Genomic DNA, 15,427 nt, shown 5'->3' on the forward strand with positions numbered 1-15,427 from the left:
GCCTTAGAGATGAACTCTTATTGCGGTGATGCTTCTTGCGTCATTAATACTTTGGCAGACAAATTAATTCGGCCTTGTTGGTCGATTTCTGTTACTTTAACTTTGATTTGGTCGCCAATATTCACGACATCCTCCGTTTTGGCAACACGTTCAGTCGACAGCTGCGAAATATGGACAAGTCCATCCTTATTCGGCAAAATCTCAACAAAAGCACCGAATTTTTCTACGCGTTTAACTGTACCCACGTAAATTTCGCCAACGACAACCTCTCTCACAATACCTTCGATAATCGCTTTTGCCTTCTGGTTCATCTCTTCGTTTGAGGAAGCAATGAATACCATTCCGTCTTGCTCGATATCGATTTTAACGCCTGTTTCTTCAATAATTTTGTTGATGATTTTTCCGCCTGCGCCGATAACATCACGGATTTTGTCCGGGTTAATGCGAAGCGTCAAAATTTTCGGCGCATACTTCGATAAGCTTGTCCGTGTAGTCGGCAGGCTTTCCAGCATTTTACCTAGTATAAAAATGCGTCCCTGACGTGCTTGTTCAAGAGCTTGCTGCAAAATCGCCCGATTAATGCCCGCAATTTTGATGTCCATTTGAATAGCTGTTACGCCTTCAGCTGTACCGGCAACCTTGAAGTCCATATCGCCAAGATGATCCTCCATGCCTTGAATATCAGAGAGGATAGCGAAGTGTTCGCCGTCTTTAATGAGACCCATCGCGATACCTGCAACAGGAGCTTTGATAGGTACGCCTGCATCCATCATAGCCAGCGTGCTTGCACAAATGCTTGCTTGTGATGATGAACCGTTCGATTCCAGCACTTCGGAAACGAGACGAATCGTATAAGGGAAATCCGCTTCAGATGGGATAACTTTGGAAAGCGCGCGCTCGCCAAGCGCTCCGTGACCAATTTCCCGGCGCCCCGGCGGACGAAGCGGACGAGCCTCACCAACGCTAAATGGCGGGAAGTTGTAGTGATGCATAAAACGTTTTGTTTCCTCAGGAGAGATGCCGTCCAAAATTTGAACGTCGCCCATTGCGCCTAATGTACAAATGCTTAACGCTTGTGTTTGTCCACGCGTGAACAAGCCCGAACCATGTGTACGTGGCAGAAGCGCTACGTCACAATCAATTGGACGAATTTCTTCAAGTGAACGACCGTCTGGACGAACCTTATCATGCGAAATTAGACGGCGAACCTCTTCCTTCACGATGTCATAAAGAACTTCCTTCACATCGGAAATCAGCTCTGGCGTATCGATATATTGCTCTTCAAAGTGAGCAACAGCCGCGCTGTTAACAGCGTCAATAGCATCCTGGCGGGCATGTTTCTCTTCCACTTTAATGGCTTCTACCAGCTGGGCAGAAGCAAAAGCGCGAACTTCAGCATTTACTTGTGCATTCACGGTATGTAGTTTAACTTCCATTTTCGGCTTGCCGGCAATCGCTTGCAATTCCTCGATCTTGGCAACAATGTTTTTGATTTCATCATGACCGAACATAATCGCTTCGAGCATAACTTCTTCAGAAACTTCGTTCGCTTCCGCTTCAACCATCATTATGGCATCCTTTGTGCCGGCTACGACAACAAACAGATCCGTTTGCTGCTCCTGCTCAACTGTCGGATTAATGACAAATTGACCATTCACGCGACCAACGCTTACGCCGCCAATCGGACCGTCGAATGGAACGTCAGAAATCGATAATGCAGCCGAGGTACCGATCATAGATGCGATTTCCGGCGGGCAGTCCTGGTCCACGCTCATAACGATATTCATCACTTGAACGTCATTTCGGAAGCCTTCCGGGAACAACGGACGAATAGGCCTATCCGTAAGCCGGCTGGACAAAATCGCCTTCTCGCTTGGACGGCCTTCACGTTTAATGAATCCACCAGGGATTTTACCGACAGCGTACAAACGTTCTTCGTAGTTTACTGTCAATGGAAAAAAATCCAGATCTTTCGGTCCTGCAGAAGCTGTTACAGTACACAATACGACAGTATCGCCGTATTGCACGGTTACAGCGGCATTCGCTTGCTTCGCAAGGCGGCCTGTTTCAATGGATAGCGGTCTTCCGCCTACTATCATCTCAATTCGTTGTACCATTTTATCCCTCCTAAAGGTTATTTGTTTTGTCTATTTCACTGCAAATCGGCAGGTTTTTCTGAGTGTCTCCCTATTACAAAAAGCAACCCGAATCCGCATATCCGGTATTCCCGGACGGCTGGACAACCAGGTTGCTTTTCATTACGCATGTTTTAACGGCGTAGGCCGAGTTTTTCGATCAATGCGCTGTAACGTCTAACATCATTGTTTTTGAGGTATGCAAGCAGCTTACGGCGCTGACCTACCATCTTGAGCAAACCACGGCGGGAATGATGATCTTTCTTGTGCTCCCGCAAATGTTGAGTCAAGTTAACGATGTTTTCAGTCAGGATAGCTACTTGAACTTCCGGAGAACCCGTGTCAGTTGCATGTGTCTTATGCGTCTCAATCAGTTCGTTTTTACGTACTTGTGTAATTGCCATCCTAATTCACCTCCTTCTAAATAATCGCCATTAGCCTCGCTGCCGTCGGTGAGATCGGACACCCAAGCTAAGGTTAAGTTTTGGGTAATACATACAGCATGTATGACTACTCACAACGTTGTATAGTATAACATATAATGCGGACAGTTGTCGAGGAGCATATCTTCCTAACTATCAAGAAGTTAATATCACCTTGAAACAAACATGCACGTCAGTGGTAACCGAGAATTTCCTTAGCCTGATGCGAGTCGGATTCGATTTGTTTGATAAGTTCATCAATGGAATTGAATTTTTTCTCAGAACGGATAAACGAATGGAATTGCAAACGCATCTGTTCACCATAGATGTCTCCATTGAAGTCAAACAAATGAGCCTCCATCACCGGCTGCAGCTCTTTCTCATGAAAGGTTGGCTTTAAGCCGTAATTCAAGACGCCGGGATATGCTTTATCGTTAAGCCAAGCCGTTATCGCGTAGACGCCCAGTCTCGGCGCGATGTACGAAGCATTAAACTTAAGATTAGCTGTCGGAAAGCCGATTGTCCTTCCTCGCTTATCTCCATGCACGATATTGCCGCGTACTTCGTACGGACGCCCAAGCAAGCGTTCAGCCAGTTCTAGATCACCCAGCTCAAGCGCTTCACGGATATAGGTGCTGCTCACTTTTATCCCGTTCTCGAACAGAGGTTCGATGACATGAACGGCGATGTCGGGTTGTCCTAACTGCTTCAGAGCTTCTGTATTGCCTAAGCCTTTATGGCCGAAATTAAAATCGAAGCCTACAACTACCTGCTTGGCACGCAGTGTCCGCAGCACTTCGTCCACAAATCGCTCAGGAGATACGGAAGCAAACTCGTGATCAAACCTCATAACAAATACAAGGTCTACTCCGAGCTCAGCGAATAAAGCAGTCTTAACGTCAAGAGGCGTAAGACAACGGTAATATTGATCCCCTTGTCCGAGAACTTCTTTCGGATGGGGATCGAAGGTTAAGACCGCCGATAGCATTTCGGCTCCCTTCGCCTCATTCACTGCTTGGCGAATTACGTTTTGGTGCCCGCGATGAACACCGTCAAAGTGACCGATTGCTATGGAAAGCGGTCTGTCCAGCGATAACGTGGACAATCCGTTTAAAGGAAAACTTAATGGAATAATTTCCAACGCTGAAACACCTGCATTTCCTGTTAACTTTCTACATCGATAGGTTAAGCCGAAAATACTTTAACTGGCCTGAAAGCAGCTGCTCCCAGATCAATCTGAAAAATGCCAAGAAACGAGCTATGATCGTTATAAAGACGGATGAGCTGTCCATCTTCAGCTGTTGATGCCGAAATGCCTGCATGGTTCAGGTTAACTTTCTGCCCCTGCAAAGCAAGCTTCCCGATCGATTCCGGAACGGTTGCCCGCTCCAAATGCGCAATGGCTTCATCCGCGGCAATTAAATGCTCGCTTAACTTACCAGTCTGCTGCAATTCCTCGATCTGTTCCAGCGTCAAGCAGCTTTCCTTCGTTATACCGCCTGACATCGTTCTCGTCAAATGGGCCATTGTCGCAGGAACGCCCAGCGATTTGCCGATATCTACACATAAGGTGCGAATGTATGTACCTTTTGAACAAACGACCGAGAACGTTATTTTCGGCTGTTCGAGTTCAAGCTGTGCGTCAATGAGATTAATTTGATGAATCGTCACTTTTCTCGATTTCCGCTCAACCGTTTTTCCTTCTCTCGCCAGCTCGTACAAACGTTTGCCATCCACTTTTACCGCAGAATACATCGGCGGAACTTGTTCAATTTCACCGTTAAAACGCGATAATGCTTGACGAACCGCTTCCTCAGTAACAGCAACTGACGATTGGCGCTCGATGACCGTTCCGGTTAAGTCTTCCGTATCCGTAGCAATACCAAGCTGCAATACGGCTTCATATGACTTAGGTCGCTCTTGTACATATTCAACCACTCTAGTTGCACGTCCCAAACATAAAGGGAGTACACCAGTCACCATAGGATCAAGCGTACCAGCATGTCCAATCCGCTTCATCTTTAGTATTCGGCGAACCTTCGCAACCACATCGTGGGAAGTCCAGCCTTCAGGCTTCCAAACTGCCAAAATGCCGTCCATCGTTTAAACCAACGCCTTTCTGACCGCTTCCACTAGCACTGTAATCGAATCTGTTAATGAACCTTCAAGTCGACAGCCTGCTGCCCTAACATGACCGCCACCGCCAAATGCTTGCGCGATTGCGGCTACATTAGCTTTGCCTGCTGAACGCAGGCTCGCTTTGACAGCGCCGTCGTCTGTTTCTTTAAAGAGTATGCCGACTTCTACCCCATCAACATTAAGAGCATAATTTACGATACCTTCAAGGTCTTCAGATACCGCGCCTGTATTACGCAAATCATCCTTGCCGATATAAACCCAACCGATCTCCAGGTTATCTGAAAAGGTGAGCCGGTTTAAAGCGATTTGTAGAAGCTTAAGCTTTGCCAATGTCATTTTCTCAAGTAAATGATCGGCAAGCTCGTTACCGGACACGCCCACAGCAAGAAGTTGAGCGGCAATCTCCATTACGCGCGGACTCGTATTAGAGTAACGGAAGCCGCCCGTGTCGGTTAATAAACCGGTATAGATAGCCGTTGCGCAATTCAGATCCAACGAAATTGCTGCCCGCTCGATTAGATCAAACAATATTTCAACTGTGGCAGCAGCTTCCGCTCTTATGACATTTACGGCACCGAATCCGTTGTTCGTCGGATGGTGATCAATATTGAGCAGCTTTGCTTCTGGGGCAAAGCTGCTCGCCACTTCCCCGATGCGTTTGAAATCCGCGCAATCGACCGAAATAATGGCATTGAATTTTTGCTGTGGCACAGCTTGCTTATAATTAACAATCGAATCGAATTGATGTAAGTAGCTAAGTCTCGAAGGCAACTCGCTTTCATTAATCAGCACAGCCGATTTGCCCATTTTCTGAAGCAGCCAGCCTACGACTACAGTAGAGCTTATAGCATCACCGTCCGGCTGAACATGCGACACGACCAGAAAATGATCGGAATCGCTGATAAACGCCAGCGCATCATCCAACTGCTTCAAATAGCTACCTTGTACCGTCATCGGGCTGAATTCCCGCTATTGATGTTTTCAAGCAGTGCTTCGATACGGCTGCCGTACTCGATACTGCTGTCAAACTTAAACAGCAGTACTGGAGTATGACGAAGGCGCATACGCTTGCCAAGCTCAGTGCGAATAAAGCCTGTTCCGTTTGCAAGAGCTTTAAGCGTGGCTTCCTTCTGTTCTTCACTGCCAAGCACGCTTAAAAACACTTTAGCTTGCGACAGATCGCTCGACGTTTCAACACCGGTTACGGTAATGAAACCGATTCTTGGATCTTTCAGCTCTGTTTGAATAATTTGGCTCAGCTCTTTTTTAATTTGTTCGCCGACCCGTCCTACCCGGATTTTTGCCATGCTATACTCACCTCTCTACTGATTCCATGACAAACGCTTCGATCGTGTCTCCCTCACGAACATCGTTGTAACGATCAAGCGTTATACCGCACTCATAACCTTGAGCAACTTCTTTGGCATCATCTTTGAAACGCTTAAGGGAATCGATCTTGCCTGTAAAGACTACAATGCCGGCACGAATAAGACGCGCTTCTGCGTTACGGGTAATTTTACCGGAAGTGACCATACAACCTGCAATTGCGCCAACCTTCGTAACTTTAAATACGTTACGAACCTCAGCATGACCGATAACAACCTCTTTGAAGATCGGATCAAGCATACCTTTCATGGCTTGCTCAATCTCATCGATTACATTGTAAATGACGCGGTGCATGCGCACGTCAACTTTTTCTTGCGCAATTGTTGCTTCAGCTTGCGGATCAGGGCGAACGTTAAACCCGATTACGATTGCATTTGAAGCTGACGCCAAAATGATGTCGGATTCCGTAATCGCACCAACACCGCTGTGGATGATTTTTACTCGAACGCCTTCGATATCGATTTTTGCGAGCGAGCCTTTGAGTGCTTCAGACGAGCCTTGAACGTCAGATTTAATAATAACGTTCAGGTCTTTAATTTCACCATCTTTGATATGGTTATACAGATCATCAAGCGTTACGCGTGTATTTGCACCCATATCCGATTGACGCTGTTTAATGGAACGACGGTCAGCAATGGCGCGGGCTTTACGTTCATCTTCGAACACCATGAACGGATCTCCGGCTTGCGGAACTTCGGTTAAACCAGTAATTTCTACTGGAGTAGAAGGACCAACTTCTTTTAAGCGACGGCCTTTATCATTCACCATTGCCCTGATACGGCCGAAGCAGTTACCTGCAACGAAAGCATCACCGATTTTCAACGTTCCGTGCTGTACGAGAATACGCGCAACCGGACCTTTACCTTTATCAAGCTCGGCTTCAATAACGGTAGCGCGAGCGCGCTTGTTCGGGTTCGCTTTGTAATCATTCACTTCTGCAACCAATAGAATCATTTCGAGAAGGCCTTCAAGACCAATTCTTTGCTTAGCGGAAACTTCGACAAAAATTGTATCGCCGCCCCACTCTTCCGGAACGAGTTCATATTCGGTCATCTCTTGCTTGATTTTTTCGGTATTCGCTTCCGGCTTATCGATTTTGTTAACCGCTACGATAATTGGAACGCCAGCTGCTTTGGCATGGTTGATCGCTTCGACCGTTTGCGGCATAATGCCGTCATCAGCGGCTACAACGATAATTGTGATATCCGTCACCTGCGCTCCACGGGCACGCATAAGCGTAAACGCTTCGTGACCCGGAGTATCGAGGAACGTAATTTTTTTATGGTTAATTTCAACTTGGTAAGCACCGATATGCTGCGTAATACCGCCGGCTTCTCCGCCTGTTACGTTCGTTTTGCGAATCGCATCAAGCAGGGTCGTTTTACCATGGTCAACGTGACCCATAATGGTAACAACCGGTGGACGTGATACCAAATCCTCATCTTCATCTGTCTCTTCAACGGTTTCGAAGTCATCTTCCTCAACCGGAATTTTCACTTCAACCTCTACGCCGTAATCTGTAGCGATCAAATGAATGGCGTCCATATCGATCTCTTGGTTGATCGTAGCCATAACGCCTAGGAAAATCAGCTTTTTGATTACTTCCGATGCATCCTTATGAAGCAATTTAGCCATTTCGCCAACGGTCATCGTACCGCGTACGATAATCTTTTTAGGTGTATTGTCGATTTTCTCACGTGGCGGCTGCTGCTGCTGGTATTTTCCTCCGCGTCCTTTTTGACCGCGGTTGTTGTTCCCTCTAAAGCCACCCGGTTTTCCATCTTCAAATCTTTTTTGACCAGGTCTTGCATTTCTATTGTCATTACCGCGTGCTTGACCTTGCGCCGGTTTGGAGTCAAAACGGCTTTGGCCGGATGGAGCCGGACGGCTGGTTGCATCTTGACGCGGAGCGCTTGGACGGTTTGCTGTATTCCCTTGACCGCCTTGCGCTGGACGGTTTTGTCCAGATGAAGCTGGACGATTCCCTTGACCGCCCTGACCTTGGCCTGGACGGCTTGAACCCGCGTTTGATTGACCCGGGCGATTTCCTTGTCCGCCTTGTCCTTGGTTCGGACGGCTGGAGCTATTGTTTCCTTGTGACGGACGATTATTGCTGGACTGTTGCGCTGGACGGCTCGATTGTTGTCCTGCTGGTCGTTGTTCAGACTGCTGTTGGTTGGTTTGTGGTTTCGTATTAATAGAATTCATAGGCCCCTGTCTGTCTTGCTTTAGATTTTTGTTTTCTTGAATCGGCTGTACCTTCCGTTCCTGTTGCTGCTGCGGCTGCTGCGATTGCGGCCTGCTTGCAGTTGGTTGAGCGGAGGATACAGATACGCTAGTTGTTTCCTGTGCACGCTTAGCGGCGGCATTTTGTTTAATATTGCGAAAAAATCCTTCGACTTTGTTTACCATCTCATTCTCCATGACACTCATATGGTTATTGACAGGTAAATCAAGTCGTTTAAGAATCGTAATGATTTCTTTGCTGCTCATATTAAGTGACTTGGCATACTCGTAAACGCGCAGCTTATCTTTATTGTCCTTGCTGTCTTGTTTATTGTCCAATATGGTCCACCTCCGTATTATGGCTCAGATGACTCGCAATCATTTTTCCGAATTGTGCATCGGTTACCGCTATTACAACCCGTTCTGGCTTACCAATCGCCTTTCCTAGTTGCTCACGGTCGAATGCTTCGGCGAGTTGTATACCGTAGGTGTTGCATTTGTCACGAAATTTTTTTTTCGTATTTTCTGAAGCATCCCCTGCAATAATAACGAGATGCACTTGTTTGGATCTTACCGCTTTAAGCACGATTTCATCGCCAGTAATAAGCTTGCCGGCACGCATTGCCATGCCAAGCTGCGATAAGCTCTTATTCTGCTTCATCGCTTATCAGCTCCTTGCCGGCGATAAACTGCTCCTCTACCGCAACGAAATCCTGCTCAAGCTGATCATAAATATGCTCTCCAACATGCTGCTTTAACGCTCGATCAAGCGCCTTGGATTTCTTCGCTAATTTAAAGCAGCTCACTTTACCGCACAAATACGCTCCGCGGCCCGCTTTTTTGCCTGTCAGGTCAATCTGCACCTCTTCGGCCGGTGTCCGCACAATCCGAATAAGTTCCTTCTTCGGCTTCATCTCCTGACAAGCGACGCATTTGCGAAGTGGTACTTTTCTCGGTCTCATTGTACACCCCTCCTATGCCAACTGAAATGACGCTATCCATCTAACAATTGTTTAATCGATGGAAACCGAGTCCTGGTGCATAACCGTAGTCAATGATTTAGGACGGCCATACTCCTGCTCCGCTTGTGTCTCGCTCTTAATGTCGATTTTCCAGCCAGTAAGCTTAGCGGCAAGCCTCGCATTCTGACCTTTGATACCAATCGCAAGCGATAACTGATAGTCCGGTACGATAACTCTGGCCATCTTCTCCTGTTCGAACACGATAACCTCAAGCACCTTGGATGGGCTGAGTGCATTCGCAACATATTCATCCACGCTTTCAGACCAACGAACGATATCGATCTTCTCGCCTTTAAGCTCGTTTACGATCGTCTGAACGCGCAGTCCTTTTTGCCCGACACATGAACCAACTGGATCAACCTCGGAGTTACGGGAATGAACGGCGATTTTCGAACGGAAGCCAGCTTCCCGGGCAACCGAACGGATTTCTACGACACCGTCATAGATTTCCGGCACTTCAAGCTCGAACAAACGTTTAAGTAAGCCCGGATGCGTACGGGATAAAATGATTTGTGGACCTTTAGTCGTATTTTCCACTTTCGTGATATAAGACTTCACGCGGTCGCCATGCTTAAACTTGTCGGTTGGCATAAGCTCAGTCAAAGGCAATACAGCCTCAACCTTGCCAAGATCCACGAATAAGTTGCGAACATCCTGACGCTGAACGATACCGTTAACGATATCTTCCTCTTTATCGATGAATGCGTTATAAATCAGTCCGCGCTCTGCTTCACGAATACGTTGCGTAACGACTTGCTTCGCTGTTTGGGCAGCGATACGTCCAAAGTCACGCGGCGTCACTTCAATATCAGCAATATCATCAAGCTGATAGTGAGGATTGATTTCACGCGATGCCTCTACCGTAATTTCCAGACGCGGGTCCAGCACCTCATCGACAACCGTCTTACGGGCATATACTTTAATAACGCCAGTATGACGATTTATATCGACCCGTACGTTTTGCGCAGTATTAAAATTCCTTTTGTAGCTGGAGATAAGCGCGGCCTCGATGGCTTCCAGAAGCACATCCTTCGTAATCCCTTTATCTCTTTCTATTTCCTGTAATGCTTCAATAAAATCCATGCTCATTGGACTGGATTTCCCCCTTTCAATATAAAAAACAATATTTAAAACACGATAGCGAGCCTTGCGCTTGCTACCTTGGCATAAGGAATCGTATAATCCTTCTTCCCTGTACGTACAACCGCATTTTCCCCGTCAAATGCAAGAAGCAGCCCTTCGAATTCTTTAGCGCCGCTAATCGGTTCATATGTCGTTATGTAAACGTGTTTACCGATTGCTTTACGGACATCTTCTTCCTTCTTAAGCGGTCTTTCTGCGCCAGGGGAAGAAACCTCTAGAAAATAAGCGTCAGTTACCGGATCGTTTTTATCTAATTGCTCGCTCATAAATTCGCTGATGCGGCCGCAATCATCGATATCAATGCCGCCTTCTTTATCCACGAATATGCGAAGGAAGTAGTTGCTGCCTTCTTTGACATACTCAATATCAACTAGTTCAAATCCATTACTGCTTAGGTATGGTAGCACCATATCTTGAACGGCAGCTTTGATTTTGGAATTACTCAAATTCAGTTGACCTCCTGTTTATACGCACTATGCCATTTTGCCAATTACAAAACGTAAAGAGTGGGTTTCCCCACTCTTCTGCATCAAAGTCTTTATCATCATCATTGCCAGAAAAATTATATCATAACCGCACTATAGTGACAAGAAATCTTTTCTAACCGGCCTTATTCTAAAACAGTGAAAGCTGATTGGATTCAGGCAATCCACGGAAGCATCCCATGTTGCCGAGTACCTCAACAATCGTCTTCGTCGCCTTCGATTTCATTTGGAAATCCTCGATCGACAAGTACTCGCCATCATCTCTAGAAGCTGCAATGTTGCGTGCCGCGTTATCTCCGATACCGGCAATAGCAGCGAATGGCGGAATAAGCGAATCACCGTCAACAAGAAACTTCGTTGCATCGGAGCGGTACAGGTCAATCGGTTTGAATGAGAAGCCTCTTGCTGTCATTTCAAGCGACATTTCCAGCTGGGAAACCATGTTTTTCTCTTTAGGCAGCGCATTAAACCCTTTAGCTTCGATTTCAATCAGCTTCCGCAAAATCGCATCGTACCCTTGGCACAGCAGCTCTAAATCGAAATCATCCGCTCTGACCGTAAAGTAAGTGGCATAGTACTGAATCGGATAATAGAGTTTGAAATATGCAGTTCGAACCGCGGAAATAACGTAGGCGGCAGCATGCGCTTTCGGGAACATATACTCGATGCGCAGGCAGGAATCGATGTACCACTGCGGCACCTTGCACCGTTTCATCTCTTCTATCCACTCCGGCGTCAAGCCTTTTCCTTTACGCACGCTTTCCGTAATTTTAAACGCAAGACCTGCATCCATGCCCGCTTTGTAAATCAGGAACAGCATGATGTCATCCCGGCAGCCGATAACCGTCTTAATGTTGCAGGTTCCGTTCTTAATTAACTCCTGGGCATTTCCGAGCCAAACGCCAGTACCGTGCGACAAACCGGAAATTTGCAGCAAATCCGCAAAAGAGGACGGCTGCGTTTCCTGAAGCATTTGCCTTACGAATTTAGTTCCCATCTCGGGTACGCCGTAAGTCGCAACCGAAGAACGTATTTGCTCCCCCGGAACGTCCAGCGCTTTCGTAGAGTTAAACATGCTCATTACTTTAGGGTCGTTCATCGGAATGGAAGTCGGATCAACCCCCGTCAAATCCTGCAGCATCCGCATCATGGTCGGATCATCATGTCCGAGTATATCGAGCTTCAGCAAATTTTCATCAAAAGCATGATAATCGAAATGAGTCGTTTTCCATTCCGCGTTCACATCGTCTGCAGGATACTGCACGGGTGTAATATCCTCGACCTCTATATAGTCGGGAACGACGACAATACCGCCCGGATGCTGTCCGGTACTCCGCTTTACGCCGGTACAGCCGCTAGCAAGTCTGGCGAGCTCCGCTCCGCGCCATTTCTTGCTGTGCTCCTCTTCGTATTTTTTAGCGAAACCGTAGGCCGTTTTTTCTGCGACAGTACCGATCGTACCCGCACGGAATACGCTTTTCTCGCCAAACAATACTTTCGTATAGTTATGGGCGACTGGCTGATAATCGCCAGAAAAGTTAAGATCGATATCGGGAACCTTATCGCCTTTAAAGCCAAGGAACGTTTCAAACGGGATATCCTGTCCTTCGCCCTTCATCGGCTTATCGCATTTCGGGCATAGCTTGTCCGGTAAATCGAAGCCGCTTGGAATACTTCCATCCAAAAACCACTCGCTATGCCGGCAATCCGAATTTTTGCACAAATAATGGGCAGGCAGCGGATTAACCTCAGAAATGCCTAGAAACGTAGCGACGACTGAAGAACCGACCGATCCCCTCGAGCCGACCAAATAACCGTCCGCATTGGATTTCTTCACGAGCTTTTCAGAAATCAAATAGTTGGCGGAAAACTTAAATTTAATGATCGGTACTAGTTCTTTCTCTAAGCGGTCAATGACGACTTGCGGCAACTCTTCGCCATACATCGATTTCGCCGTGTCGTAGCAGGTATTGCGAATTTCCTCATCTGCCCCTTCAATGTTTGGCGCGAACAGGCCTGTCGGGAACATATCATACGGTTCAAAACGATCAGCTAGCTCAACCGTATTTTTGACCACAACCTCGTATGCTCTTGCTTCGCCGAGAAAAGCAAACTCCTCCAACATTTCTTCCGTCGTGCGGAAATGAGCATCGGGCTTGCGTATACTCTTCAGCGGACTGAAGCCCGTTATGCCGTGAATCGTAATATCCCGGTACATTTTGTCGCGCGGATTCAAATAATGCACATTCCCGGTAGCGATTACCGGTTTACCGAGTTCATCACCGATTTCACAAATCCGGCGATGCGCTTGCTCGATCTCAGCCCGGCTGCCGACAAGCCCCTTCTCAACCAGATGCATATAAAAGTCGATTGGTTGAATTTCAAGGACGTCATAGAAGCGGGCAACGTCCAGCGCTTCTTCGTACGATTTATTCAACACCGTCTCGAAAAACTCGCCCTTCTCACAGCCGGAAATTACGAGCAAGCCTTCTCGGAGCTCGACGAGCTTGCTCTTTGGAATCGTAGCAACTCGTTTAAAATGCTCTGTATGCGAAATAGAAATAAGCTTAAACAAATTTTTCTTGCCGACCGCATTTAACGCGTAAATATTGCTGTGGAACGGACGTGAATTCGATAAATCAATGCCGACATAATCATTTAATTGATGCAGGTTCGTAATATTCCGCTCTGCTGCATCTGCAATCAAGCCGTAAAGCACGCCGCCGAGCGCGAGTGAGTCATCCACAGCCCGGTGATGGTTTTCGAGGCTGATCTTGTATTTATCTGCTAACGTATTCAAACGGTGATTTTTGAGTGTCGGAAAAATAAATCTGGCCAGCTCCAGCGTATCCAGCACTGGATTTTTCACCTCTGGCATGCCAAATGCTTTACAGTTCGCTTGAATAAAACCGATATCGAACCTTGCATTGTGCGCAACCAGCACATCATCACCGATAAACTCGATAAATTCGCGAAGCTTCGGCTCAATGTCCGGCTGCCCTTTTACCATATCATCATTGATATTCGTCAACTGCTGGATATGATATGGGATTTTTTCATGCGGATCAATTAGCGTTGAGAAACGGTCGATTTCTTTGCCTTCGCGCATTTTAACGCCGGCCAGCTCTATAATTTTGTTGTTGATTACCGATAAGCCCGTCGTCTCAATATCGAACACGACGTAAGTTGCCGTTGCAAGCGGTTCTGGTCTGGATTCCAGCACCATCGGAACCGCATCGTTAACGACATTAGCTTCTACGCCGAACAGCACCTTGATACCATTTTTTTTGGCTGCTTTATTCGCATCGGGATAACATTGTACGTTGCTGTGATCCGTTACCGCAATGGCTTTATGTCCCCATTTTGCGGCGGTCTTAATATATACGTCTATTGGCGTAACCGCGTCCATTGCGCTCATCGTTGTATGAAGATGAAATTCGACGCGCTTTTCCTCTGCTTTATCCATACGATCAGGAGGCGATTTCACCTCATGCAAATCATTTGGCATCATGACCAGCTCAGGCTCTTGCATGAAGCGGTCGTATTCGATCCGCCCGCGTGCTTTAACCCACTTGCCGTTAGCCAGCTGGTTTAATATTTTTACGTCATCCTTCGTCTTAGCAAACATCTTCATTGCGATTGAATCCGAGAAATCGGTAACATTAAACGTAAATAAGGTGCTTCCGTTGCGAAGCTCCTTCACGTCAAGACCAAAAACAGCGCCTTGTACCGTAATTTTCTTCTCTTCCTCCATGATGTTCATCAATGGAACAGGCTCTTCCCGAATATCATAACCGACAGCAAGCTTAATTTCAGCATCATCAACGAGGTCCGATTCGGATTGCGAGCTGGCCATCAGCTCCTGAACGTATTCTCGCTCCTCCTGCTCTATCCGAAGGGCGTACTCGTCCAAAATCTCCTGTCTGGACTCACTGACGATCATTTTCACTTTGCATGCGCGCTGAAAATACTGATTGTAAAAACGTATAATTTCCTCGTCCAAACGTTTTTTGCGGGCAAGCTCCAAACCTGTATTATCGAGCAAAGACAGCGTCAGCACGTCGCCCTCAACTGCAATGGTAGCCTTCTGCAGCCATCCATTTACGGAAGCGATCTCGCGCTGTGCCCATTCCATAAATAATCCCCAATATTGCAAAACAATGGACTCCGTCTCCACTACAGGATCGTAGATGAGTACAAAGGTGACCGCTGCGATATGCTCAAACTTCACCCGAACAGCTTGACACAGACCATTATAGGCCTGTAAAGGAACCATGGACGTTTTGCGGATGCAAAACGTCCATTCCCGGTTGCTGTTGCTAACGATAACTTGATCTATATAACCATCTTGAAAATAAGTTTGGATAAGTTCATGCGGCAGCTGCGCCTGCTGCAAAAGCAGCTCGAAGCGCTGCCGCTTGTCCACGGTTTGGCTCATAAAACTCAACTCCTTAAGATCCGAACCGAGC

Annotated in this window: 12 protein-coding genes; all 12 read right to left on the bottom strand. The window is 46.9% G+C overall.

From position 1 onward, the window contains the following. Positions 1 to 17: 17 nt before the first annotated feature. Positions 18 to 2,117, bottom strand: coding sequence for a polyribonucleotide nucleotidyltransferase (gene pnp / locus AC0YNZ_RS00885; RefSeq protein WP_110768973.1), 2,100 nt, complete (start codon positions 2,115 to 2,117; stop codon positions 18 to 20). Positions 2,118 to 2,269: 152 nt separating this feature from the next. Then, complete coding sequence (gene rpsO, locus AC0YNZ_RS00890) at positions 2,270 to 2,539, bottom strand: 30S ribosomal protein S15 (protein WP_053375765.1); 270 nt, start codon at positions 2,537 to 2,539, stop codon at positions 2,270 to 2,272. 211 nt (positions 2,540 to 2,750) lie between these two features. Beyond that, entirely contained in the window at positions 2,751 to 3,698 is a 948-nt protein-coding gene (locus AC0YNZ_RS00895; RefSeq protein WP_475824874.1) for a bifunctional riboflavin kinase/FAD synthetase, read from the bottom strand. Between the two features lie 44 nt (positions 3,699 to 3,742). Beyond that, positions 3,743 to 4,657, bottom strand: coding sequence for a tRNA pseudouridine(55) synthase TruB (gene truB / locus AC0YNZ_RS00900; RefSeq protein ID WP_475824875.1), 915 nt, complete (start codon positions 4,655 to 4,657; stop codon positions 3,743 to 3,745). A 3-nt stretch (positions 4,658 to 4,660) separates the two neighbouring features. Beyond that, positions 4,661 to 5,650 carry a DHH family phosphoesterase gene (locus tag AC0YNZ_RS00905; protein ID WP_475824876.1) on the bottom strand — a complete coding sequence of 330 codons (990 nt, stop codon included), beginning with the start codon at positions 5,648 to 5,650 and terminating at the stop codon, positions 4,661 to 4,663. Beyond that, positions 5,647 to 6,003, bottom strand: coding sequence for a 30S ribosome-binding factor RbfA (gene rbfA, locus AC0YNZ_RS00910; RefSeq protein WP_110768977.1), 357 nt, complete (start codon positions 6,001 to 6,003; stop codon positions 5,647 to 5,649). The genes AC0YNZ_RS00905 and rbfA overlap by 4 nt, the downstream gene beginning before the upstream one ends. Before the next feature lie 7 nt (positions 6,004 to 6,010). Continuing rightward, positions 6,011 to 8,647: a translation initiation factor IF-2 gene (gene infB / locus AC0YNZ_RS00915; protein WP_475824877.1), complete on the bottom strand. Its 2,637-nt coding sequence runs from the start codon at positions 8,645 to 8,647 to the stop codon at positions 6,011 to 6,013. Further along, positions 8,637 to 8,969: a L7Ae/L30e/S12e/Gadd45 family ribosomal protein gene (locus AC0YNZ_RS00920; RefSeq protein WP_056637221.1), complete on the bottom strand. Its 333-nt coding sequence runs from the start codon at positions 8,967 to 8,969 to the stop codon at positions 8,637 to 8,639. The genes infB and AC0YNZ_RS00920 overlap by 11 nt, the downstream gene beginning before the upstream one ends. Next, complete coding sequence (gene rnpM / locus AC0YNZ_RS00925; RefSeq protein ID WP_056637219.1) at positions 8,956 to 9,270, bottom strand: RNase P modulator RnpM; 315 nt, start codon at positions 9,268 to 9,270, stop codon at positions 8,956 to 8,958. The genes AC0YNZ_RS00920 and rnpM overlap by 14 nt, the downstream gene beginning before the upstream one ends. A gap of 51 nt (positions 9,271 to 9,321) precedes the next feature. After that, a complete protein-coding gene (gene nusA / locus AC0YNZ_RS00930) occupies positions 9,322 to 10,419 on the bottom strand; it encodes a transcription termination factor NusA (protein WP_110768979.1) in 1,098 nt (365 codons plus the stop codon). Between the two features lie 38 nt (positions 10,420 to 10,457). After that, complete coding sequence (rimP, locus tag AC0YNZ_RS00935) at positions 10,458 to 10,919, bottom strand: ribosome maturation factor RimP (protein WP_110768980.1); 462 nt, start codon at positions 10,917 to 10,919, stop codon at positions 10,458 to 10,460. A 169-nt stretch (positions 10,920 to 11,088) separates the two neighbouring features. Next, positions 11,089 to 15,396, bottom strand: coding sequence for a PolC-type DNA polymerase III (locus AC0YNZ_RS00940; protein ID WP_475824878.1), 4,308 nt, complete (start codon positions 15,394 to 15,396; stop codon positions 11,089 to 11,091). Between the last annotated feature and the right edge of the window lie 31 nt (positions 15,397 to 15,427).

It is taken from the genome of Paenibacillus sp. J2L1-98 (genome assembly GCF_056269405.1).

Coding starts and splice junctions, on each gene's coding strand:
- rnpM (WP_056637219.1), bottom strand. CDS start 9,270: ATGAGACCGAGAAAAGTACCACTTCGCAAATGCGTCGCTTGTCAGGAG.
- rbfA (WP_110768977.1), bottom strand. CDS start 6,003: ATGGCAAAAATCCGGGTAGGACGGGTCGGCGAACAAATTAAAAAAGAG.
- AC0YNZ_RS00920 (WP_056637221.1), bottom strand. CDS start 8,969: ATGAAGCAGAATAAGAGCTTATCGCAGCTTGGCATGGCAATGCGTGCC.
- AC0YNZ_RS00940 (WP_475824878.1), bottom strand. CDS start 15,396: ATGAGCCAAACCGTGGACAAGCGGCAGCGCTTCGAGCTGCTTTTGCAG.
- AC0YNZ_RS00905 (WP_475824876.1), bottom strand. CDS start 5,650: ATGACGGTACAAGGTAGCTATTTGAAGCAGTTGGATGATGCGCTGGCG.
- truB (WP_475824875.1), bottom strand. CDS start 4,657: ATGGACGGCATTTTGGCAGTTTGGAAGCCTGAAGGCTGGACTTCCCAC.
- nusA (WP_110768979.1), bottom strand. CDS start 10,419: ATGAGCATGGATTTTATTGAAGCATTACAGGAAATAGAAAGAGATAAA.
- rpsO (WP_053375765.1), bottom strand. CDS start 2,539: ATGGCAATTACACAAGTACGTAAAAACGAACTGATTGAGACGCATAAG.
- pnp (WP_110768973.1), bottom strand. CDS start 2,117: ATGGTACAACGAATTGAGATGATAGTAGGCGGAAGACCGCTATCCATT.